Source organism: Methylobacterium sp. E-005 (assembly GCF_022829725.1).
GTDB lineage: Bacteria > Pseudomonadota > Alphaproteobacteria > Rhizobiales > Beijerinckiaceae > Methylobacterium.
The window spans coordinates 397,935-421,216 of record NZ_JAKSYG010000256.1 but is presented as its reverse complement, the minus strand read 5'-3'; the positions used below and the strand labels follow the sequence as shown (position 1 = coordinate 421,216).

Here is a 23,282-nt window from a genome sequence, read left to right as displayed (position 1 = left end):
GCTATGTAGAAACCGATGCCCGAACCCGGCCGCGATCCGAACCGCCCCACGCCCGACGCGCTCCTCGAAGCGGCGCGCCGGGAGGAGCGGACACGCGGCCAGCTCAAGGTCTTCCTCGGGGCGGCGCCCGGTGTCGGAAAGACCTACGAGATGCTCACCATCGGGCGCGCCCGTCTCAAGGCCGGGGCCGACGTGGTGGTGGGCGTGGTCGAGACCCATGGCCGCGCCGAGACCGAGGCCCTGCTCGGCGGATTCGAGACGATCCCCCGCCGGGACGTCCCGTATCACGGCACCGTCCTGCAGGAGATGGATCTCGACGCGCTGCTCGCCCGCCGGCCCGCCCTGGCGCTCGTCGACGAACTCGCCCACACTAACGCTCCGTTCTCGCGTCACCCGAAGCGCTACCAGGACGTGGAGGAACTGCTCGACGCGGGCATCGACGTCCTCACCACGCTCAACATTCAGCACGTCGAGAGCCTGAACGACGTGGTGGCTTCGATCACCCGGATTCGCGTCCGCGAGACGGTGCCGGACGGCGTTCTCGACCGGGCTGACGATATCGAGGTCGTCGACCTCAACCCCGACGACCTGATCCAGCGTCTGAAGGACGGCAAGGTCTACGTTCCGACCAATGCCGAGCGCGCCCTGAGGCACTACTTCTCCCGGGGTAACCTGACGGCCCTCCGGGAGTTGGCGCTCCGGCGCACGGCCGACCGGGTCGACGACGAACTCCTCGGCCACATGCGGGCCAACGCCATCGCGGGCCCCTGGGCGGCGGGCGAGCGCGTGCTGGTCTGCGTGAACGAGGATCCGAGCGCGTCGGGCCTCGTGCGCTACGCCAAGCGACTCGCCGACCGCCTGCATGCGCCCTGGACGGCGCTCGTGATCGAGGGCGCCCGCGCAGCCTCCCTGCGGGAGGTCGAGCGCGACCGGATCGCCGAATGTCTGCGATTGGCCGACAGGCTCGGCGGCGACGCCGTCACGCTGCCGGGGGGCCGGCGCATCGCCGACGACGTGCTCGACTACGCCCGCTCGGCCAACGTGAACCACATCGTGGTGGGCAAGGCGACGCGGTCGTGGCTGTTCGAACGCGTCAACGGCTCCGTGGTGCACGATCTCATCCGCCGCAGCGGGAATATCAGCGTGCACGTCGTCCGCGGCGAGGCCGTTCCGGACGAGCGTCAGCCCCGCCGCCCCATCACGGTGGCCGCCCCGCGCTCCGGCCTCGACATCCGCCCCTACGGCGTTGCCATGGCGGTGATCGCGGCGGGACTCGGCTCAGCGATTCTCGCCCAGCCCTACGCGGGCGTGGAGAATGCCGACCTGTTCCTGCTCACCGCGGTCGTGGCGGTGGCGGTGCGCTCAGGGCTCGGACCGGCGCTCGCCGCAGTCGTGGCGGCCTCACTCGCCTACAACTTCTTCTTCCTGCCGCCGGTCTACACCCTGACCATCGCCGATCCGACCAACGTCGCGGCCTTCCTGCTCTTCACCGTGGTGGCCGTGCTGGTCTCGAATCTGGCGGCCCGCGCCCGGCGGGTCGCGGTGGTCAGCCAGAGTCGGGCGCGGGCGACGGAGCGGCTGTTCGGATTCTCGCGGAAACTGGCAGCCTGCGGGACGCTCGACGATGTGCTGTGGGCCACCTGCGCCCAGGTGGCGGCGATGCTCAAGGTTCGCGTCGTCCTGCTCCTGCCGGCGGGCAAGGCCGTTACCGTCCAGGCCGGCTACCCACCCGAGGACAGGCTGGATGCGGCCGATTTGGCGGCGGCGCAGTGGGCGTTCGACAACGACCGCCCGGCCGGCCGTGGCGCTGACACGCTGCCGGGCGCCAAGCGCCTGTTCCTGCCGATGCGCACGGGGCGCGGCACGATCGGCGTGATCGGCCTCGACGCGGACGGGTCCGGGCCGATCCTGACGCCGGAGGGCCGCCGCCTCCTCGACGCCCTGGCCGATATGGGCGCGCTCGCCATCGAGCGGGTACGCCTCGTGGAGGATCTCGACCGGGCCGAGCGCGCGGCCGAGACGGACCGACTGCGGCAGGCACTCCTCACCTCGATCAGCCACGACCTGCGCACGCCGCTCGCTTCTGTGCTGGGGGCAGCCAGCACTCTGCGCGACCTCGAACAGGCCCTGCCGCTGGAGGCGAAGGCGGAGTTGCTCGGCACCATCATCGAGGAGGCGGAGCGGCTGAACCGCTTCATCGCCAACCTGCTCGACATGACCCGCCTGGAGGCCGGCGCGGTGGCGCCGAATATTTCACCCCAGGATGTCGGAGAGACTGTCGATACCGCCCTTCGGCGAACCCAGAAGGTGTTGGCCGGTCACCGCGTCGCAGTGGAGGAGGCCCCCGACCTGCCGACGCTGGCCCTCGATCCGGTGCTGTTCGAACAGGTTCTGGTCAATCTCCTCGACAACGCTGCGAAATACGCCCCGGAGGGTTCCACCGTGACGGTCCGGACGCAGCGTGCGGGCGACGAAGTGCGCCTCACCGTGCTCGATGAGGGCGACGGCCTGCCGGACGCCGACACCGAGCGGGTGTTCGATAAGTTCTACCGCGCTCGCAAGGGCGACCGGGTTCGCGCCGGGACCGGTCTGGGGCTCGCCATCGCCCGGGGGTTCGTCGAGGCGATGGGTGGGACGGTCACCGCTGCGAACCGACGCGATCGCAGCGGGGCCTGCTTCACCATCACGCTGCCGGTCGGGGCACCCGTTGCGCCGCGGGACATCGCCGCCTGATCGTCGCTGCCGTCAATGCGCTTCGCCCAAGACGATGAATTTGAACAGGAAGATCACGGCGATCACCCACACGACCGGCTTCACATCCCGCGCACGGCCAGCGAGCAGCTTGAGCGCCGCGTAGGTGATGAAGCCGCACGAGATTCCGGTGGCGATCGAGTAGGTGTACGGCATGAGCAGCGCCGTCACGCAGGCCGGGATCACCTCGGTGCGGTCGTCCCAGTCGAGATCTGCGAGGTCGCGCAGCATCAGACAGGCGACGTAGAATAAGGCCGGTGCTGTGGCGTAGGCCGGTACCGCGGCGGCCAGCGGGGCGAAGAACAGGCAAGCCAGGAACAAGGCGCCCACCGTCACGGCGGTGAGGCCGGTCCGCCCGCCCGCCTCCACCCCGGAGGCACTTTCGAGATACGCGGTGGTGCTCGACGTTCCGAGCAGCGAGCCCGCGAAGACCGAAACGGAATCGGCCATCAGCGCCCGGTCGAGGCGGCGCATCCGGCCCTCCGTCAGCAGACCGGCGCGGTTGGCGACGCCCATCAGCGTGCCGGTGGCGTCGAACAGCTCGACCAGGAACTGGACCAGGATCACGTTCAGCAGACCGCCCGACAGGGCGCCCGGGATATCGAGGGCGAACAGCGTCGGAGCGATCGAGGGCGGCGCAGAGACGAGGCCGTGAAAGGTGTTGCCCGCGAAAGCGAAGCTCATCACCGTGACCGCGAGGATGCTGAAGAGCAGTGCCGCCCGCACCCTCCGGGCCGACAGGACCGCAACCATCAGGAAGCCGATCACCGCCAGCACAACCTCAGGCTTGTGCAGGTCGCCGAGGGTGACGAAGGTGGCCGGGCTCGCCGCGACGACACCGGCGTTCTTCAGGGCGATGATCGCCAGGAACAGCCCGATCCCCACCGTGATGGCGATCCGCAGGGTGCGCGGAATTCCGTCGACGATGACCGCCCGCAGCCCTGTCAGCGTGACGAACAGGAAGCACAGGCCGGAGATGAACACCGCCCCGAGGGCGGCCGGCCAGGAGAAGCCGAGACCCTGCACCACCACGTAGGTGAAATAGGCGTTGAGCCCCATCCCGGGCGCGAGGGCGATCGGATAATTGGCGTAGAGCCCCATGATGGCCGACCCAAGCGCCGCCACGAGGCACGTCGCCACGAACACGGCGCCTCGGGGCATGCCGGCATCCGCCAGGATACTAGGGTTGACGAAGACGATGTAGGCCATCGTCAGGAAGGTGGTCAGGCCAGCCAGCAACTCGGTGCGGACGTTGGTCCCGTGCTCGGCGAGCCGGAACGTGCGTTCGAGGAGTCCGCCGGGGTTTGGCGCGGGCGAGACCGCGTCCCGCTTCATGTCCTTGCCGCATCCTCGCTCAGGCACGCCGCGACAGCCCGATAGATCCGGTCGGGCGCGAACGGCGTCGCCGTGAGCCGGACCCCGGTCGCATCGCGGATCGCATTGCCAAGCGCCGCCGCGACCGGATTGTAGGGTGATTCACTCATCGACTTCGCGCCGAGCGGCCCGACGCTATCCTCGGTCTCGGCGAACAGGACCTGCGTGTCCGGCACGTCGGCGCAGGTGGGGATGTGGTAGTCGCGGAAGGTCTGCGTGACGACCCGCCCCTCATCGTCGATGCGGAAATCCTCATAGAGCGCGGCGCCGATCGCCTGCGCGACGCCGCCCTCCACCTGGCCGCGGCACTGCATCGGATTGATGACCCGCCCGGCATCGGCGGCATGGACGCTGCGGAGGATGCGTACCTCGCCGGTCTCGGGGCGGACCGCCACCCGGAACGCCTGGACGTTGAACGACACCGAGCGCGGGCTTCCATCGGCGCGTCCCTCGGCTTCGAGGGGCCCGAGAGCCTCGAGCATGAATGATCCGCCCGGCGTTTCGACTGTATCGGCGGTGATCCGGCAGGCTTCGGCCGCCGAGCCGGCCAGCTCGCCCGCCCGCGCGCGGATCCGGTGCGCGAGCGCTTCGGCGGCCCGCAGCACCGCAAGCCCGCCGACCACAGTCCCGGTGCTGCCATAGGCGCCGGTGTCGTGACCGACCGCGTCGGTGTCGGCCCCGACGATCCGCACCCGCCCGGGATCGGCCCGCAACGCCGAGGACGCGATCTGGCGATGCACCGTGCTGGTGCCGTTGCCGAATTCCGCGGTGCCCACGCGGACGCTGTAGGTGCCATCCGCGTCAAGGCTTACCCGAGCGTCGGCGAAGTGGCCGCGCGGCGGGATCGTATCGATCATCGCCATCGCCATGCCAGTGCCGACCCGCCAGCCGGGCTCAGACTCGGGTCCGGGATCGGCGTGCAGCGCCGCCTCGACCAGATCCAGGCACTGGTCGAGCCCGTAGCTGCCGAACACGACGTCGTGCGGCTCCAGGCTGTTCGACACCATGGCGTCGCCCGGCCTCACGGCGTTGCGGCGGCGTAGGTCGAACGGATCCAGGTCGAGGCGCCGGGCGACCTCGTCGAGCGCCGATTCGACGGCGAAGATCGTCTGGCTGAGACCGTAGCCCCGGAAGGCGCCGGACGGCACGGTGTGGGTATGGACCGCACGGCCCGCGACCCGCTTGTTCGGGCAGGCATAGGCGGCCAGAACCTCATTGCAGCCGTGGTGGATCACCCCGCCCGCATGATTGCCGTAGGCGCCCGTGTCCGAGAGCACATCGAGGTCGATCGCCGTGAGCGTCCCGTCCCGGCATGCGCCGATCGTGACGGCGACCCGCATCGGATGGCGGGTCGTCGTCGCGGCGAATTGTTCCTCCCGGGTCAGCTCCCAGCGCACCGGGCGGCCGGTGCGCAGCACCGCCAGGGCGACGAGATCCTCCGTCAGCATCTCCTGCTTGCCGCCGAACCCGCCGCCGACCCGCGCGCAGACGACGCGCACGGCGTCCCGCTCCAAGCCGAACAGGTCGCAGAGGGCATCGCGCGTCAGGAACGGCACTTGGCTGCTGGTGCGAAGCGTGAGGCGGCCTTCGGAGTCCCGCCAGCCGAGGCAGCCATGGGTTTCCATCGCCGCATGCTGGACGCGCTGCGACAGGAAGGTCTCGGCGTAGACGAGATCGGCCGAGTGGAGCCCCGCCGCGACGTCGCCGACCTCCCCGCGGACCTCTGCGGCGAGGTTCGGGTGGTGTCCGAGCGGCGGCGCGTCGGCGTCGGGATTGTCGCGGGGATCGTGGACCCGCGGGGCGCCTGCTTCAAGGGCGCGGTTCGGGTCGAGCAGCGCTGGTCGGACTTCATAGGTGACGACCAGCGCCCGGCAGCCGGCCTCGGCGGCCGCCTCGGTCTCGGCGATCACGGCGGCCACCCGCTGGCCGACGAAGCGCAGAACCGGATCGAGGACGCGCGTGTCAGCGGCGTCGTCTCGGGGATCTTGGTGGCGGCCGGTGGAAAAGCGCCTCGGTGGCGCGTCCGCATGGGAGAGGATGGCGACAATGCCGGGAATCGCGCGCGCAGCCGTCGCGTCGATCGACAGGACGCGGGCATTGGCGTGCGGCGAGCGCAGAACCTTCATGTGCAGCGCGTCGCCGGGTGGGAGATCGAGGGTGAACCGGGCCTGCCCCGAGACGACGAGGGACGCGGCCGGTGCGGCCAAGTTCCGCCCCACCGGATCGCCGCCTTCGCGGCCGCCCGTCACGTGGCCGATCCCGGCGATGGCATCGCGGATGGCCCGGTATCCGGTGCACCGGCAGAGATTGCCCTTGAGGGCGGTGCCCAGATCCCGCCGCTTGGCCTGATCCAGGGCCGCCGCCGTCATGATCATGCCCGGCGTGCAGAAGCCGCACTGGAAACCCTGCGCGGCGAGGAAGGCGTCCTGCATCGGATGGATCGTGCCGGGCGCATGATCATTCGACCGGCAGGGACCTGCGAGCCCTTCGATGGTCGTCACAGTCCGGCCTTCGGCGCGGAAGGACGGGATCAGGCAGCTATGGACTGGCTCGCCGTCGAGATGGACCGTGCAGGCGCCGCAATCGCCCGCATCACAACCCTTCTTGACGCCGAACCAGCCGGCCTCGCGCAGGACGGTACGCAGGCACTGGCCCGGCCGCGGCTCGGCGTCATGCGGGGCGCCGTTGATCATCAGGTGCATCGGCCAGCCTCCCTCAAGGTGTCGCGGATCTCCCGGGCGAGGAGACCGGTGACGTGACGGCGCCAGTCGGGCCGGCCATGAACGTCGTCATGGTAAAGCGCATCGGGGATCGCGGCGCCGAGGCGATCGGCCAGGGTCGCGTCATCGGGCAGGGCGTCGAAGGTGAGGCGGACCGGTTTGCGGACCGCGGCCGTCACCGTGAGGGCGACGGCGCCGTCCACGTCGCGCGTACCGATCAGGAGCGCCCCGGACCGGCCCGCCGGGCTCAGGCTGATGCGCCGGAAAGCCGTTCGCCGGGTCAGGGCCGCCAATGGGAATCGGAGGCTGCGCAAAATCTCGCCCGGGTGCAGGGCATTGTGCTGGGGCCCGAGGACGAAATCCGCTGCGGGCAGGTCCCGCTCGGTCCCGTCCGCGGACCAGATCGTGCATCGCGCGTCCAGCGCCACGGCCAGCGCGATCATCGGCCCGGCCGGAAGCGCGAGGCACAGATTGCCGCCGACGGTCGCCGTGTTCCAGATCTTGAACGACCCGAGGAGCGCCCGACAGCATTCGCCGATCAGGGACGCCGCGCTCCACGTGGGCGGTCGTTCGAGCCGATCGAGTTGCGCCAGCGTGCAGGTCGCCGCGAGGGTCAAGCCCTCGGGTCCGATCGTATGGGGCGGCCAACCGAGACTCGCGAGGTCGACAAGGCGGCGGGTCCGCGGCTGCGGTTCGGAGAAGAGCCACGTCCCACCCGCAAGGCAGGCATCCCCTTCCCGCCAAGCGGGCAACTGGCACCGGCTCCGGGGCCGGAGAACGGTCTCGATGGTGTTGAGATCCATGCCGAATCCCGGCTCTGTCAGCGGAAGCTCCAACCACGCACTATGCGTGCCGGTCCGCGGTCGCGGTCAAGTCGGGTTGGCGCGTGCCGGGCTTGGCCCTGGGCCGGTTCCCACCCTAAGCTCGGTGCCCGTCCCAGCTCGACCGGAGATCGCCATGCCGCTGACCGCCGCGCGTTACGGAAAGGAACGTGTCCGCGTCCTGCGCCTCGCGCGCGATGGCGATCACCACGTCCCGCGCGAGCTGACGGTGTCGGTGATGCTGACCGGGGCGTTCGACGCCGCTTGGACTGACGGCGACAACCGGGCCTGCATCGCCACCGACAGCGTGAAGAACATCGTCCAAGTGACCGCAGCCAGGCATCCCATCGCCGAAGCCGAAGGGTTCGTGACCGCGCTGGCGGCGGTTCTCCTCGAGACTTACCCGCAGATCGCTGCGGTCGCGATCGAGGCTGAAGAAACGCGGTGGCTGCGCCACGCTGTCGACGGTGTTCCGCACGGCTACACCTTCACCCGGGACGGCAACGGTTTCGGTTATGTCGGTCTGGCCGCCGACCGCACCGTTTCGACGCTGCATTCGGGCCTGCGGGGCTTCACATTCATGAAGACGACTCAATCGGGCTGGAGCGATTTCGTCGATGACCGGTACCGCACCCTGCCCGACACGTCCGACCGGATCGCCGCCACCAGCATGGATGCCACGTGGTCGTGGTCGTCGACGCCGGACGATTACAGCCTCGTGAACGCCCGCATCCTCGCCTGCCTGCTCAAGATCTTTGGGACGACGTACAGCCGGGGCATCCAGGACAGCATGTACCGGATGGGCGAGGCCGCGCTCGCAGAGTTTCCGGAGCTGGCCGAGATCACCTTCGTAATGCCGAACAAACATTATCTGCCGATCGATCTCACGTCGTTCGGCCTCGACCACGCAGGTGTGGTCTTCCAGCCTACCGACGAGCCGTACGGCCGGATCGAGGCGACGATCAGCCGACGCGGCTGACCGGCTACAGCGCCACCGGCCGGGACACGTTATCCGGACACGAACGGGTTTTCTCCCGAGCCCCGCGTTGGGCCATGATTCTGCGGTGGGGTTACTGACGATTGTGCCGCCTGAACTCGAGTCTTTCACTCAGCATGGTCAGTTCAACGTGCGCTGACGAAATCCCAAACGAAGAAATTCTTTGCAAGCGGGCACGACCGACCGCATCCGAGCCGGATCGGCACAGGCCGTTTCAGAGGGCCCATCCTTCGCGATGGCGGAGGCGCAGCGGGAGATCAGCCTCCACTTGCGGCGACCGGTGTTTCATCACCCGACGGGCCGACTTGATCGCCCCGGTGGGATCGTGGCCTCGCGTCGGCCGCTACTTCAGATGACGAAGCCGGACCAAGAGTCGGAGAGCGGCGCGTATCCAATTGTGGCACCGTCAGGCCGATTCACCGATCTCGGTTGGACCGGCGTCGCTCAACGCGTGGCCGATCCGCGGCACGAGGGGCAGACGCACCGCGCACCGAAGGCCGTCTGGCTCGAAGGCGATGTCGACATGGGCGTTCAGTTCATAGCGCAGCATGTCGTTCAGGACCTGCATGCCGAAGCCACGTCGTGTCGGCGGCGCGATGTTGCGTCCGCCGGACTCCTTCCAGACCAACGTCAGATCGCTCGGTTGCGACGCGCCGTCGCCCGCGACCAGCCAGCCGACCGCAACCCTGCCTTCGGCCAGCCCGAAGACGCCGTGCTCGACGGCGTTGCAGCAGAGCTCGTGCACCGCGAGCGCCAGGACCTGTCCGGCCTTGGGCCGGAAGCGGACTGTTGGGCCTGACAATTCCGCCTGATCGCCCTCGCGAATGAGATGGATCATCAACTCGTCCGAGATCAGGGAATGAAGATTGATCTCGCCGAAGATGTCGAGGTTCACGCGCGCCCGCGCGATCGCATCGAGGCGGCCTTCGAGATGGGTTGCATAACCCTCGACCGTCTCTGCGGTATCGGCCGAGAGGCGCAGCACTGCGCGCAGCATGGCCATCGTATCGCGCAGGCCATGCCGGAGCCCGTCGGGAGCGCCGCCCGCATTCAGGAGCTGACGCAGGTGCGCATTGTCCTCTTCGAGCTTGGCCAGTCGCGCGTCGTTCTCATAGTCCTCTGTCATGCAGACCCTTTCCGGGCGAAAAGCCGCGATGACTTGTTTGCCTCAGAACACGAGCGCGATGCTGAGACGACCATCACGCGTTCGAAAAACGCGGTCAATCATTTCCACCCCATGGTCGGACGCTCCGCCTTCAATGGCAACGCGGCATCAGTTGGGCAGGTGCGCGGCCTGTCGTCGCCGCGGCGACAGCGGTTCTTTCGGAATGCCAACGCCCTTGCTCTGGTCCGCAGCACAGAAGGTCGCCGACCAGCGCGCGGCAGTGATTTTGCCTTATTGACTCGTCAATCGGCAACATATCCGGGCCAATAATATTGGAATCATCGATCTATCTAGAAATAAAACAGCGTTGCTTATGGAATATATTGGTTCTTATTGACCATCAACCGGATGCTGTGTCGTGTAAATGCCAGCTGCGGCTTTTGCCAATCCGAAAAATCTGCGCTAAGGGCGGAATCGACTGCCGCGACATATTATCACGTCGCAGACTAAGGTAACCGCAGCATGAAATTGCCCGGACAGACGATCGTTCTCTCGATGATCGTCAAGAATGAGGCGCATGTCATCGAGCGATGTCTCAAATCTGTAAGGCCGATTATCGATCATTGGGTCATCGTCGATACCGGTTCCACCGACGGCACCCAGGATATCATCCGTGCAGCGATGTCGGACCTACCCGGTTTCCTGGTAGAGCGACCGTGGGTCGACTTCGCCCATAACCGGAGTGAGGCGCTGCAACTGGCCCGCCCACATGCGAACTTCTCGCTGATCATTGATGCTGACGACGAACTGGTCATCCCCCTGGGCTTCGCTATGCCGAAGCTCGATGCGCCAGCCTATGATCTGACCATTCTGGACGCCCACACACGTTATCCGCGCACGCAACTGGTCAACAATGCGCATCCCTGGCGCTACTTTGGCGTAGTACACGAATACATTGACTGCCCGCAGGTTACGTCGCGAGGCTCTCTTCCGCTGGCCATGCGCCGCGGCGAGGACGGAGCACGACATCAGGACGGCAAAACCTACGCGCGGGATGCAGAGGTTCTTGAGAAAGCACTGACGACGGAGACGGACCCCTTCCTCATCGTACGCTACACTTTTTATCTGGCGCAGAGTTATCGTGACATTGGTGACTACGAAAAAGCTCTAAAATATTACCATAAGCGCGCGGAGTTTGGGCTTTGGGATGAAGAAGTTTATATCAGTCTCCTCAATGCCGCCTACATCATGGAAGCATTCGACGAACCGGTCGACAAGACGCTGGCCGTGTACGATCGCGCCATCGCGACGCGTCCGAACCGGGCCGAAGCGCGCCACGGGGCCAGTCGGTTATGCAGGAGGAAACACAGGTACGTGGATGGATTTCATTACGCCAAGGCTGGACTACCTCCAAAATTAGATAGTAACGGTTTGTTCATCCAGGATTGGGTCTATCAATTTGGATTGCAAGATGAGCACGCCGTCAACGCTTACAATACGGGTCAGTACCGTGCCTGCCTGTCCAGTTGTTTAGACATACTTGGGAAGCCGGATATCCCTGCCGAGGTGCGGGAGCGGATTGCGCGATTGGCGCGCGAGGCGCTCATCAAAATGGTGGATCCTGTCTGGGGCTTTGCCAACTCGTCCTATCGCACGCAGTTCAGGCCGCTGTGGCAGATGTGATGACCGGTTGCGTCACCGGACGGTAAACACAACACGTCCCGGCCCTTCATAGGGGCGATGATGGTGCTGTCGTCTTAACCATCACCATCGGAGGATCGCGCGCTCGAGCTCCCGAGAGGAGATTGCTGAGGGCGAAGCAGTCGATCCTTGCCGTCCTCGCACTGCGACATGCTGCGTTAGGTCAAGCGCTGAGCCAATCTCGCGACGAAATTGTGCGCCTCATCAGCGTTAGGGACCGCCCACGCCCACGCCCACGCTTTCGACCTGATCACCCGTCAACCAGTTTTCGCCCAAGCGTGGCCGCCTGCGATGTCGAGGAGCTGCAGGCGTGGTGGATCGAACCATGCGCGAGGCAGATCGGATGAAGCGGCTCTGGCCGGTTCACGCCGCGCCCCTCCACCCGCGCTGCGCTGACGCGCGGGGCTGCTAAGGCTCGTCCGCTCCCACGCAGGACCCGCACTGCGCGACCTGAATGCGATGGCTCGTTACGCCCCGGCCCGGGCCGGTGCCGGGGATCCGCCGCGTCCCAGCGACGTTTTTGGATGGGGGATCCGCTTTGCCGGGAGTTTGGCTGTGGGGCTGCTCGCGTTCATCGTCTTCGTCTGTCCGTGGATGGGCCTTGCGGCGCTGCTGTGGTTGAGGCAGCGGCAGTCCCGGCCGCTTTGAGTGTGAAGACTCGGCTCCCGCTCAGGACAACTGGAGGAAAGCATCAGGGGCGCTGGCCTGATCGGCACGCGTTCTTTCAACTGCAGCCTTCCCGCCGGTTTTTTGAAGCCAGACGCAGAGCGCTCGGAGGATCTGCGTTACAGGACCGGCGCCAGACCGTTGACGGATCTCGGAAGCAATAGTGCCAGCTAATAGTAGTATCGGGAGCCGGTCTTTCGGTCTGAGGAATTCAAATATTTTGGGCACTAAGCGCCGGTTTTTCGAGGCATCTGCACGAAGAGTTTGATTTCGTCAGAGCATCGCGATAAGCGCAAGCCACGATAGACGTGGAATCATTTCGAATGGCGTCCTCCGAACGCAGTCGCGTGCGACATGCTTCGATCAATTTACGGTCAATTATTATCGCTTCTGCGGTCGCGCTGTTTCTGATCTCCATGGGGATCGGAACATTTTCGGTTTTCCGCATTGGTGTCATCAACGAAGCCAACCGGTCGATTGCCGGCGAGGTCCGAGCGGTGACGATCCTCGGGACCATGAAGCAGCTCAGCCAGGAACTGCGCGCCCTCGATGTCTTGGCCCATCATGCGCCAACCGACGCCGCACGGCTCGATCATCGGGCCCGGATCGCCAAGGCACATGAGGCCTTTTCGGGCGCCTGGAGCGCCTATGCAACCACGGTGGCTGGCCAGGACGAGCGGCGGCTCGCCCATAGCCTGCGGGAGGCGTGGCAGCACTTCCTTGCGGTCGAGGCTGAAGCGGCGGCCCTCGACCGGGCCGGCGAACGCGAACTGGCCGACACGGTGTTCGCCGACGCCCTACAGACCGATGCCGCAGCTTTTTCGCAGGCGGTCGATACCGTGCTCGGGTACCGTCAGGCCCGCGCATTCGAACAGACCGCGATGGCCGATTCGATCGGCGACACATCCCGCGCGGCGGTGATGGCGGTGGTCGCGCTGGCGGCGGTTCTGACGCTTGGAATCGGCTGGTTCATCCTGCGCCGTGTCGCGGCTCCGATTGCCCGGATGACCCGCGCCATGGAGCGGCTTGCCGAGAACGACCTCGCCGTCGCCGTCCCGTCCGATGCACGCGGCGACGAACTCGGTGCCATGGCGGGCGCCCTACGGGTCTTCAGGGACAACATGCTGCGCACGCAGACCGTGGAAGCCGAGGCGACGCGGCTGCGCGCGGAGGCAGAGGACCAGCGCCGGACGGTGATGCGCGAGATGGCGCAAAGCTTCGAAGCGTCGATCGGCGGCATCGTCGGCGCGGTGGCTGCGTCGGCCGTCGAACTCCGCGGGTCTGCGGACCAGATGAGTCAGGTGGCCGGGGAAACCGCGAGCCAGTCCACCAGCGTGGCAGGCGCCGCCGAGCAGGCACAATCCAACGTTCGGATGATCGCCGCGGCCGCCGACGAACTCGGGACGTCGGTTCAGGAGATCGGACGTCAGGCCGAGCAGACCGCCGCGATGGCCAACGGCGCCGCCGCCGAGGCGGCCCAGACCACGGAACTGGTCCGGGCGCTCGACGGCGCCGCCGACCAAATCGGCGATGTCGTCCGGATGATCGCTAAGATTGCTGCCCAGACCAATCTACTGGCCCTCAACGCAGCCATCGAGGCTGCGCGGGCCGGCGAGGCGGGTCGGGGCTTCGCCGTCGTGGCCGCCGAGGTAAAGGTTTTGGCGGGGCAGACCAAGCAGGCGACCGACGCCATCAGGCGGCATGTGGACGTCATTCAGGGCTCCACCGCGGCTGCGGTCGCCGCGATCGCCGGGATCGCCACCCGGATCGAGGACATGAGCCGGGCCGCCGCCTCCATCGCGGCGGCCGTCGAAGAGCAGGGTGCTGCCACGCAGGAGATCGTGCACAACATCACGCAGGCCGCGCATGGCACCGGCGAGGTGACCGCGCACATCGCCGGGGTTGCCGGCACCGCCGTGAGCGCGGGGAATACGGCCGACACGGTGCTCACCGCCGCCGGCGCCCTGTCGCGCGATGCCGAGCGCCTGAGCGCCGAGGTCGCCCGTTTCCTCGAGACCTTCCGCGCCGCCTAGGCCGCGCCGGACCAGACACGCCGGATCCGACATCATGAACCGATCACGCACGACACGGGACAACCATCGGGTCCGCGCAGCCCTTGCAGCCGCGTGCCGCCAAGCCCGGTGGGTGTCGGCCGCCCTCCTCGTCGTCTTCGCCACGGGAACCACGCGGGCGGTGGCGGTGACCCTCGGCGTGACGATGATCCCCCCGGTCGCGTTCACCCAGCTCCTGCACGACCGGCTCGAGGACCACGCCAAGGCCCGCGGTGTCGTCGTGCAGTTCGCCTACGCGCCGGAGGGGGCGGGCGAGAAGCAGATCGCGCAGGTTCGCTCCTTCATCGACGCGAAGGTGGATGCGCTGCTGGTCATGCCGGTCGACGCGACGGCGAACGCCACCATCACGCGCCTCGCGCAGGAGGCTGACATTCCGTTGATCTACTTCAACAATGGGCCGCGGGAGGACTGGTTTCCCGGATGCGTCGCCTTCGTGTTGCCCAATGATCTGGTGGCCGGACGGCTTCAGATGCGCAAGCTGGCCCAGATGCTGGACGGCGCCGGCTCCGTCGCGATCCTGTCGGGCCATCCGGCTCACCCCGGAGCCGCGCTTCGCACGCAGGGCGTCAAGGAGGTGATGCGAGAGTTTCCAAACCTTCGCCTCATCGCCGAGGCGGCGGCGGATTGGGATCGCGCCAAGGCCCGCGCCATCGTTGCCGGATGGCTCGCCCAGGGCCAACCCATCGGGGCGATTGCCGCCAACAACGACGAGATGGCGCTCGGGGCTGCCGAGGCGGTGGACGCAGCGGGCATCCCCGCGGGTCGCATCCTGATCGGCGGCGTCGATGCCATTCCGGACGCCATCGCGGCAATGCAGCAGAAGCGCATGGCGGTGACCGTTCATCAGGATGCGGCGATCCAGGGCGGAAAGGCCGTGGACGATGCCCTCGCGCTGATCCGCCACGAATCCGTCCAGCAATACGATTGGGCGCCGTTCGAGCTGGTCACCGACCGCATGTCCACCGCGCACTTCGCACAGTAAACGGCGAAGTCGCCGACCCGGTAGCCGGCACGGCGTTCGATCGTCGTCGTCCTGCGCTATCGCGCATACTTCAGCGCATGACGAACGGATTCTCCGGCGCGTCGCGACTGGTCGAGATCCAGACGCTCTTGGTCTCCAGGAATTCCCGGATCGACTCAACGCCGCTCTCGCGGCCGATGCCCGAGCGCTTCATACCGCCGAACGGCATCATGTAGCTGACAGCCCGGTAGGTGTTCACCCAGACCGTGCCGGCGCGCAGGCCCTTCGACATGCGCATGGCCCGTCCGATATCCTGGGTCCAGACGCCCGCGGCGAGCCCGTAGATCACATCGTTTCCGATCCGGAGCGCCTCTGCCTCGTCCTCGAAGCCGATGATTGACAGGACCGGGCCGAACACCTCCTCCTGGGCGATGCGCATGTCGTTCGTGACGCCGGTGAAGATCGTCGGCTCGACGAACTGGCCGCCGATCACGCCGGGACCGGTGGCGGGATTGCCGCCGAAGACGCAGCGCGCACCCTCGCTTTTGGCAAGCGCGATATAATCGAGCACCTTCGCGTATTGCGGCGGCGTCGTGATCGGGCCGATATTGGTCTCGGCCTGCATCGGATCGCCGAGCTTGGCGGTACGGGCAAGTTCAATTAAGCGTTCGGTGAAATCCCGACGAATGCTGTTCTGCAGGAGGAGCCGCGAGCCGGCGATGCAGGTCTGCCCGGTGGCGGCGAAGATGCCCGAGATCGCCCCCGCGGCGGCCGCCTTCAGGTCGGCATCGGCGAACACGATGTTGGGCGACTTGCCGCCGAGTTCGAGGGATACGCGCTTGATCTGGCGCGCGGCCGCCTCGTAGACCCTGGCCCCGGTGACGTCCGAGCCCGTGAAGGTGATCTTGGCGACGTCCGGATGCTCGACGATCGCGGCGCCAGCCTCGCCGCCGAAGCCTGTCACGACATTGAACATCCCGTCCGGGAGCCCCGCTTCCTGGGTCAGCCTGGCGAATTCCAGGGTGCTGGCGGAGGCGAACTCTGAGGGCTTCACCACGACCGCGCAGCCGGCCGCCAACGCCGGGGCGCATTTCCACGCCACGAACAGGAGCGGTGAGTTCCAGGCGGTCAGCGCGCCGACCACGCCGACCGGCTCGTGCCGGGTGAACGCGAAGGTCTCGGGCTTGTCGATCGGGATCTGCGCGCCCTCAACCTTGTCGGCGAGGCCCGCGTAATACCACCACCATTCCGGCTGGTAACGGGTCTGACCGACCATCTCGGCGAACAGCTTGCCATTGTCGCGGACCTCGATCTCGGCCAGCGCCTTCGCGTCACGCTCGGCGAGATCGCCGATCCGCCGCAGGACCTTGCCGCGGGCCGAGGCCGTCATGGTGGCCCAGGGGCCGTCCCACATGGCGCGTTTGGCAGCTGCCACCGCCCGGTCGACATCGGCCCGGGAGGCCCGCGGAATACGGGCCCAGGGCTCGCCGCGATAGGGATCGATCGACTCGAACCACGAGCCCTCGACCGGATCAACGGACCGACCGTCGATGTAGAGCTGATAGGTCTTCATGGCGCGCATCTCCGTCGACGGATGCGCGCCATATGGACCGGATGCGGACGGCGACGAGGCCCGTCACGCGTTGGCGCTGAGGCGCTTGAGGTCGGCGTCGACCATCTCGGTGATCAGCGCTTCCAGGCTGGTCTGGGCCTCCCAGCCGAAGGTCGCCTTCGCCTTGGCCGGGTTGCCCAGCAGAACCTCCACCTCCGCCGGCCGGAACAGGGCCGGGTCGATGACGAGGTGCTCGTCGATGTTCAGGCCGACATGCTTGAACGCGATCGCGCACAGGTCCCGCACCGTCGTGGTCCGCCCCGTGGCGATCACGTAGTCGTCCGGCCGGTCCTGCTGCAGCATCCGCCACATCGCCTCGACGTAGTCCCGGGCATGGCCCCAGTCGCGCTTGGCGTCGATGTTGCCCAGCCGCAGTTCCTTCTGCTTGCCCAGCTTGATCCGCGCCACCGCGTCCGTGACCTTGCGGGTCACGAACTCCACGCCGCGCAGCGGGCTCTCGTGGTTGAACAGGATGCCGTTCGAGGCGTGCAGCCCGAAGCTCTCCCGGTAGTTGATGGTCATCCAGTGGGCGTAGAGCTTGGCCACGCCGTAGGGCGAGCGCGGGTAGAACGGCGTCGTCTCGCTCTGACGCTCCTCCTGGATCAGCCCGAACATCTCCGAGGTCGAGGCTTGGTAGTAGCGCGCGTCGGGCGCGACCGTGCGCAGGCATTCCAGCATGTGCGCGGCGCCCAGACCCGTGACCTGCCCGGTCAGCAGCGGCTGCTGCCAGGACGAGGTCACGAAGGACTGCGCGGCGAGGTTGTAGATCTCGTCGGGCTTGGCGGTCTGAACGATCCGCATGAGCGCGGCGAGGTCGAGCAGGTTGCCGTCGACCAGCTCGACATCGTCGAGGATGCCGAGCCACTTCAGCCGGTGGTCGAACACCCCGGCATGGCTCGAGCGGCGCACGATGCCGGTGACCGCGTAGCCCTTCTGCAGCAGAAGCTGCGCCAGATACGCCCCGTCCTGGCCCGTCACACCCGTGATCAGCGCGCGCTTGCCCGTCATATCTCGTCCCGTCGCAACATATGCCCGGCTGCTACGACCCGGGCGACCCGCACGTCAAGGCGAGCGCCGTTCGCAATACTGCGCCGGGCCGCCATGCGCTGCCGGGAAGTCGAAAAAATTCTCGGGCTCGTGCCGCCTCATCCGGGTGCGACCCAACAGATCTATGGACGGCCGAGCCAGTCGGCGACCCCGGCGATCGATCTGAACTCCTCGAGCGCGTGAACCTTGGCGCCCGGCAGAGCCGATCTGGCCATGGTGGCAAGGGCGTGTCCGGGGCCGAGTTCCAGCACGTGGTCCGCCCCGTACTCGCGGCAGGCCTCCAGGCAGGCGGCCCAGTCGATGCAGTGCGAGATCTGCTTCGCCAGCTTGTCCAGCCCGTCGTCGCTGCGGAACACGACCGCGCCGTCCAGCCCGCTCACGAGGCGCGGCGCTCCGGGCGGCGGGCGCTGGGTGGGCATCTGGCCCAGGGCGTCTCGAAACGCGTCCGAGGCCGCCGCCAGCATGGGCGTGTGCGACGGGGTGTGAACCGGAAGCACAACCGCCCGCTGCGCCCCCCGCTCGTGTGCTGCGCGACACAGCGCCTCCAGATCGTCGCGTGCACCGCCGACGACGCCGCTATCGGCGGCATTGCGGATGGCGAGGTGGCACGCGTGTCGAACCGCCAGCGCTTGCAGCGCATCGAGTCCGAGACCACGGATTCCCGCGAGCCCGAACCCGGTGCCCGAGGCCTTGTCCATGGCCTCCGCCCGCCGCGCCGCGAGCTTCAAAACGTCCGCCGGAGCGAGCCGACCGGTGACGCCCCAGGCCGCCAGATCGCCGATGCTGTAGCCCGCCACGATCGTGCGGCCGGTCACGGCGCCGCCCAACGCTCGCCAGGAGGCCAGGGCCGCCAAGCAGCACAGGATCTGGCCGGTTCGATTCGCGTGCAGGGCCTCGCCGCCCTGCCGGACGAGGTCGCGCGGATCGACGCCCCCGAGGAGCGGCTTGGCGGATGCGAAGATCGCCTGCGTCTCCGGATGGTCGGCCGTCCGGTCGAACATGCCAGGATGCTGGCCGCCCTGGCCGGAGAGGAGGAGTGCCAGCGTCATGCGGTGACCGGTTCGCGCAGGGTGGCGACGGATCTGAGCGTCACGCCCTCAGGCGTCTTGGCCAGGATCGAACCGCCCTCCGGTGCCTCACGCAGCTCACGCCAGTGCAAGCCCGTGCCGTCCGGAAGCAGGATCTCCCCGTCGATGCGCATCGGGGCGTGTCGGGCGATCGCGTCAAGGCTGGCGAGAAATCCAGACGGGATTGGCTCCGGGCAGGGCCAGAGCAGATCGAGATCCGAGGTCGGGCTGAGATAGGTCAGGCCGGTGACGGCCTGCCAGAGCAGGCTGCCGAACGGCCGCGGCGCAAGACCGTGATCGTGGCTGAGTGCGCGAAGGGCCATGAGGGTCGGACGCCAAGCCGCCGGAGCATGGCTCCCAGCCTCGGACAGATCGGGGGCCGGCATCGATGTCAGCGCGGCGGCCGGCAGGGCGAGACCGATCCGGCGCTTGCCGTCTGCCGGTGGCATCGGCAGGCCGAGGGGTATCGCGGGGCCGGTTTCCCCCGGCACGCGCCGCCGCACGATCAGCGGGCGGCCCGCACCGGCCCAACGGTCGAGATGGCGAAGACCCGCGAGATCCAGACGGGTCCCGAGCCATGCGGCCCAGATCTCGGGATCGATCCGGACGAGATCGTGGCGCCGAAAGGGCCCAGCCACGACCGGCCTCAGCCGCGACGCGCCTGATCGATCACCGCCCGGGCGACGTCCCGCGCCACCGGGCGGCCGCCACGCTCCGCGCCGAGGCGGTCGCGCGCATCGCCCGGTTCCCTATCGGCGATGAGGTCGCGGATTTGATCGACGAGGGGTTTGTCCGGGTCGAGGACGACGTGGACAGCGCCCGTCGCCACCATGTTGTCGAGGCCGGGGGCGAAGACCGGTGTCGATTTCGCCATGTCCTCGAGCTTGTCGAGGGGCAGCTTGGTCACCCGGGCGACCGAGGGCAGGTCCATCACGCTCGGGTTGGCCCCCGGCAGAGCCGCCAGGATCCGCGTGGCCAGCGCCGTCGCGATGAACGCGCCTGCGGCCGAGTGGCCGTAAATCAGCCCGATCGTCGGATGGCCCGAACGGTCCGCCAACAGCAGCGCCTTGGCAAGGTGGGCAAGGCATTCGTTGAGCCCGAGCAGCTCGTCCCGCCGGCTCATGCGCTGGCTGTCGGAATCGACCGCAACCAGGATCGGCGCTCCGTCGCCAGCCCGGATCGCGTCGAGCACGCACCGCGACAGCTGGAGCGCGCCGTCGACCCCGAGCGGGGTATCGCCGTCGATGCCGATGACGGTGATGCGGCCGCCCGAAAGGGGCCCGGCCCCGCTCACCAGCCCATCCCTGACCGTGACGTCGTGCCCCTCGGGGAACAGCGAAGCCAGGATCTCAGCGAGCGTCATGGTCCGCCTCCCTCACCCGGGCCACGGTCGCGTCGAAGGCGTCCGTATCCATCGCCGGTACCGCCTCCGGGTCGTTGACGCCGAGCCGCCGCCACACATCCGTCGCGTCACGGCAATCGCCGAAGCGCGCGAGCCGGTCTTCGAGCCGTGCCTGCTCGGCCTCCAGGGTGTCGCGATCGAAGGCCGGGGCCCGGCCGATCAGCGCCAGGGCCGCCTGTCGGAAGGCCGGGACCGTGTCCGCGCAGAAGGCGTCGGCGCCGCCGGTCAGCCGCCGATGCTTGCCGCCCATTGTCCGCCAGACGAGCGCGCGGTCGCGGGAATCGAATTCCTCGGCCCCCTTGTTGGTCTCGATCACCTCCGGCCCCGAGACCGAGATGCGTCCACCCTCCGAGACGGCGAGCCGCGAGCAGGTGCCGGCGATGAGGCCGCCGCCGCCGTAGCACCCGGCTCGCCCGCCGATCAGTCCGATCACCGGGATGCCGGCCGCGCGGACATCGACGATCGCCCGCATGGTCTCGGCGATGGCGGTCTCGCCGGCATTGGCCTCCTGCAGGCGCACGCCGCCGGTGTCGAACAGGATCAGCACCGCCCGGGGCTTCAGCTCCAATGCGGCGCGCAGCAGGCCGACCAGCTTGGCCCCGTGGATCTCGCCGAAGGCACCACCCATGAAGCGGCCCTCCTGGGCGGCGATCAGGATGCGGCTGCCGTCGAGGGTCGCGCGGCCGACCACGATGCCGTCGTCGAAGGCGCGGGGCAGGTCGAACAGCGGCAGATGTGGGCTCATCCGCCGTTCGGCCGGCGGCAGGATCTCCTGAAACGTGCCCGGGTCGACGAGCGCCACCACGCGCTGGCGGGCAGACGCCTCGTACCAGCTCAGGGCGTTCGGATCGATGCTCGCGGCGCGGTCGCCAGCCATGCTCAGGCCTCCATCAGCCGGGCGCCCTGAAGCAGGCGCAGCGACACCGTATCGGGGCGGGCACCGCCGTCATTGATGCTGATTCGGATGCCGCCGGGCTGCGCCCGGGCCACGAAATCCGCCACCACAGCCGCCCAGACGTCGCCGTAGCCTGCGATCGGCGTCTCGATGGCGACCTCGCAGGCATCCGGTGGCAGAACCCGTTCCAGCAAAATCTCCAGATTGCCGGACGCGACAACGCCGGTGATCGCGTCCGGCACCGAGCCGGGCAGCGGCTTCCGGGTGGTGTGGCGGAAGGTCAGGGATTCCATCCGACTGTTCCTCGAAGGGCAACCCGCCTTCCGCTGTAGGGAGGGGGGTCTTACGGTCTAAACTACCAGTTCCGGAACTTCGCCGGCGGTTCGTAGAGGCCACCGGACCAGTGAACCAGATCCTTGATCGACTTCGCGGCCAGTAAGGCCCGGTCGGCGTCCAGCGGCTCGATGCCGAGATCCTCCGGCCGACGGATGATGCCCCGGGCGCGCAGTTCCTCGACCTTCGCCCGGTCGCGGCCGCGTCCCACCTCGGTGTAACCGGCTACCCCTCGGATCGCCTGTTCGCGCTCGTCGGCATCCCGGCAGAGCAGAAGGTTGGCGATGCCCTCCTCGGTGACGATATGGGTCACGTCGTCCGCGTAGATCATGACCGGCGCCAGTTCGAGGCCGATCTTTTTGGCGAGCTCCAGGGCGTCGAGCTTCTCCACGAAGGTCGGCACCAGCTTGTCGCCGAAGGTCTCGACCAGCTGCACGACCACCTTGCGCCCGCGCATCAAAGCCGGATCGCCGACGATCTGCCCCTCGCGACCCGCCTTCATCCAGGCATCGGATGGGTGGCGGCGGCCGTGGGGATCGGAGCCCATGTTGGGCGCGCCGCCGAAGCCCGCGACCCGCGACTGCGTCACCGTCGAGGAATGGCCCATCAGGTCGATCTGAAGCGTCGCCCCGATGAACATGTCACAGGCGTAGAGCCCGGCCGTCTGACAGAAGGCCCGATTCGACCGCAGACTCCCGTCCAAACCTGTGAAAAAGATGTCGGGCCGCTCGCGGATGTAGCGGTCCATGCCGACTTCGGAGCCGAAGCAGTGGATCTGCTTCACCCAGCCGGACTCGATCGCGGGGATCAGCGTCGGGTGCGGGTTGAGCGCCCAATGGGTCGCGATCTTCCCCTTGAGCCCGAGCTTCTCGCCGTAGGTCGGCAGCAGCAGCTCGATCGCCGCCGTGCCGAACCCGATCCCGTGGTTGAGGCGGCGGATGCCGTACTCGGCGTAGATCCCCTTGATCGCCATCATGGCGATGAGGATCTGGGTCTCGGTCATGGCCGCCGGATCGCGGGTGAACAGCGGCTCCACGTAGAAGGGGGTATCGGCCTCGACCACGAAGTCCACGCGGTCGCCGGGTATATCGACCCGGGGGACGGTGTCGACGATCTCGTTCACCTGCGCGACCACGACGCCGTTCTTGAAGGCCGTGGCCTCCACGACGGTCGGCGTGTCCTCGGTGTTGGGGCCCGTGTAGAGGTTTCCGTGGCGGTCGGCCGAGACGCCGGCGATCAACGCGACGTTGGGCGTCAGATCGATGAAGTAGCGGGCGAACAGTTCGAGGTAGGTATGCACCGCCCCGAGCTGAATCTGGCCGCCGTACAACATCTTGGCGATGCGGGCGCCCTGCGGGCCGGAATAGGAATAGTCGAGCCGCTTGGCGATGCCGGTTTCGAACACGTCGAGATGCTCCGGCAGCACCACCCCCGACTGGACCATATGGAGATCGTGGATCTTGCCGGGATCGCAGGCGCTGAGGCCGCGGGCGAGACAGTCGGCCTGCTTCTGGTTGTCGCCCTCGAGGCAGACGCGATCGCCGGGTCGCAGGATTGCTTCAAGCAAGTCGACGACTGCGCTGGCCGGCACGACCTTGCCGTCGGCGAAGGTGCGCCCCGCCTCGAGGCGGGCATCGCGGGCCTGCCTCTCGCCGCGCCACTCGGTCATCCGTGCGCCCTTTCTCCGTATGCCACCATGCAGATAACCCAGGCGCAAGTATTTTCAAACCGCTTTCGATCACGGTTCCGTATGCGGGA

The 23,282-nt window shown here is 67.7% G+C and carries 18 protein-coding genes; 6 read left to right on the top strand and 12 right to left on the bottom strand.

Annotation, left to right across the window (positions count from 1 at the left end):
• The first annotated feature begins 15 nt into the window (after window positions 1-15).
• Window positions 16-2,733, top strand: a complete 2,718-nt coding sequence (locus tag MKK88_RS32980; RefSeq protein WP_244007869.1) for a sensor histidine kinase — start codon at window positions 16-18, stop codon at window positions 2,731-2,733.
• A 12-nt stretch (window positions 2,734-2,745) separates the two neighbouring features.
• Here the strand turns inward: MKK88_RS32980 and MKK88_RS32975 are convergent, their stop codons facing one another.
• The 3 genes from MKK88_RS32975 to MKK88_RS32965 are packed head-to-tail and all read right to left on the bottom strand — an operon-like array spanning window position 2,746 to window position 7,648.
• A complete protein-coding gene (locus MKK88_RS32975; protein ID WP_244007867.1) occupies window positions 2,746-4,086 on the bottom strand; it encodes an NCS2 family permease in 1,341 nt (446 codons plus the stop codon).
• Window positions 4,083-6,827: a molybdopterin-dependent oxidoreductase gene (locus tag MKK88_RS32970; protein ID WP_244007865.1), complete on the bottom strand. Its 2,745-nt coding sequence runs from the start codon at window positions 6,825-6,827 to the stop codon at window positions 4,083-4,085. Before MKK88_RS32970 ends, MKK88_RS32975 begins: the two co-directional genes overlap by 4 nt.
• Window positions 6,818-7,648, bottom strand: a complete 831-nt coding sequence (locus tag MKK88_RS32965) for an FAD binding domain-containing protein (RefSeq protein ID WP_244007863.1) — start codon at window positions 7,646-7,648, stop codon at window positions 6,818-6,820. The genes MKK88_RS32970 and MKK88_RS32965 overlap by 10 nt, the downstream gene beginning before the upstream one ends.
• 154 nt (window positions 7,649-7,802) lie before the next feature.
• Here MKK88_RS32965 and pucL point away from each other — a divergent pair, with 154 nt between their 5' ends.
• Window positions 7,803-8,645, top strand: a complete 843-nt coding sequence (gene pucL, locus MKK88_RS32960; RefSeq protein WP_244007861.1) for a factor-independent urate hydroxylase — start codon at window positions 7,803-7,805, stop codon at window positions 8,643-8,645.
• 424 nt (window positions 8,646-9,069) lie between these two features.
• Here pucL and MKK88_RS32955 read toward each other — a convergent pair whose 3' ends face one another.
• Window positions 9,070-9,666, bottom strand: a complete 597-nt coding sequence (locus MKK88_RS32955) for a sensor histidine kinase (RefSeq protein ID WP_313902369.1) — start codon at window positions 9,664-9,666, stop codon at window positions 9,070-9,072.
• A 15-nt stretch (window positions 9,667-9,681) separates the two neighbouring features.
• Between MKK88_RS32955 and MKK88_RS32950 the strand changes: the two genes are divergently transcribed.
• From MKK88_RS32950 to MKK88_RS32935, 4 genes are all read left to right on the top strand, one after another.
• The gene (locus tag MKK88_RS32950) at window positions 9,682-10,098 is read left to right on the top strand and encodes a hypothetical protein (protein ID WP_244007987.1); all 417 of its coding nucleotides are present in this window, start codon (window positions 9,682-9,684) and stop codon (window positions 10,096-10,098) included.
• A 225-nt stretch (window positions 10,099-10,323) separates the two neighbouring features.
• Window positions 10,324-11,451 carry a glycosyltransferase gene (locus tag MKK88_RS32945; RefSeq protein WP_244007857.1) on the top strand — a complete coding sequence of 376 codons (1,128 nt, stop codon included), beginning with the start codon at window positions 10,324-10,326 and terminating at the stop codon, window positions 11,449-11,451.
• A gap of 1,007 nt (window positions 11,452-12,458) precedes the next feature.
• A complete protein-coding gene (locus tag MKK88_RS32940) occupies window positions 12,459-14,168 on the top strand; it encodes a methyl-accepting chemotaxis protein (RefSeq protein WP_279602690.1) in 1,710 nt (569 codons plus the stop codon).
• A 34-nt stretch (window positions 14,169-14,202) separates the two neighbouring features.
• On the top strand, window positions 14,203-15,189 hold the full coding sequence (locus tag MKK88_RS32935; protein WP_244007853.1) for a substrate-binding domain-containing protein: 987 nt from the start codon (window positions 14,203-14,205) through the stop codon (window positions 15,187-15,189).
• A gap of 70 nt (window positions 15,190-15,259) precedes the next feature.
• Here MKK88_RS32935 and MKK88_RS32930 read toward each other — a convergent pair whose 3' ends face one another.
• The 8 genes from MKK88_RS32930 to mdcA form a co-directional block, all read right to left on the bottom strand.
• Window positions 15,260-16,741, bottom strand: coding sequence for an aldehyde dehydrogenase (locus MKK88_RS32930; RefSeq protein WP_244007852.1), 1,482 nt, complete (start codon window positions 16,739-16,741; stop codon window positions 15,260-15,262).
• 63 nt (window positions 16,742-16,804) lie between these two features.
• Entirely contained in the window at window positions 16,805-17,788 is a 984-nt protein-coding gene (locus MKK88_RS32925) for a GDP-mannose 4,6-dehydratase (RefSeq protein WP_244007851.1), read from the bottom strand.
• A 161-nt stretch (window positions 17,789-17,949) separates the two neighbouring features.
• A complete protein-coding gene (locus MKK88_RS32920) occupies window positions 17,950-18,876 on the bottom strand; it encodes an acyltransferase domain-containing protein (protein WP_244007849.1) in 927 nt (308 codons plus the stop codon).
• Window positions 18,873-19,532, bottom strand: coding sequence for a malonate decarboxylase holo-[acyl-carrier-protein] synthase (gene mdcG, locus MKK88_RS32915; protein ID WP_244007847.1), 660 nt, complete (start codon window positions 19,530-19,532; stop codon window positions 18,873-18,875). Before mdcG ends, MKK88_RS32920 begins: the two co-directional genes overlap by 4 nt.
• Before the next feature lie 8 nt (window positions 19,533-19,540).
• On the bottom strand, window positions 19,541-20,257 hold the full coding sequence (gene mdcE / locus MKK88_RS32910) for a biotin-independent malonate decarboxylase subunit gamma (RefSeq protein ID WP_244007845.1): 717 nt from the start codon (window positions 20,255-20,257) through the stop codon (window positions 19,541-19,543).
• Window positions 20,244-21,173 carry a biotin-independent malonate decarboxylase subunit beta gene (locus MKK88_RS32905; RefSeq protein ID WP_244007842.1) on the bottom strand — a complete coding sequence of 310 codons (930 nt, stop codon included), beginning with the start codon at window positions 21,171-21,173 and terminating at the stop codon, window positions 20,244-20,246. The genes mdcE and MKK88_RS32905 overlap by 14 nt, the downstream gene beginning before the upstream one ends.
• A 2-nt stretch (window positions 21,174-21,175) precedes the next feature.
• A complete protein-coding gene (gene mdcC / locus MKK88_RS32900; RefSeq protein WP_244007841.1) occupies window positions 21,176-21,484 on the bottom strand; it encodes a malonate decarboxylase acyl carrier protein in 309 nt (102 codons plus the stop codon).
• Between the two features lie 62 nt (window positions 21,485-21,546).
• On the bottom strand, window positions 21,547-23,193 hold the full coding sequence (gene mdcA, locus MKK88_RS32895) for a malonate decarboxylase subunit alpha (protein ID WP_244007839.1): 1,647 nt from the start codon (window positions 23,191-23,193) through the stop codon (window positions 21,547-21,549).
• Window positions 23,194-23,282 lie beyond the last annotated feature (89 nt).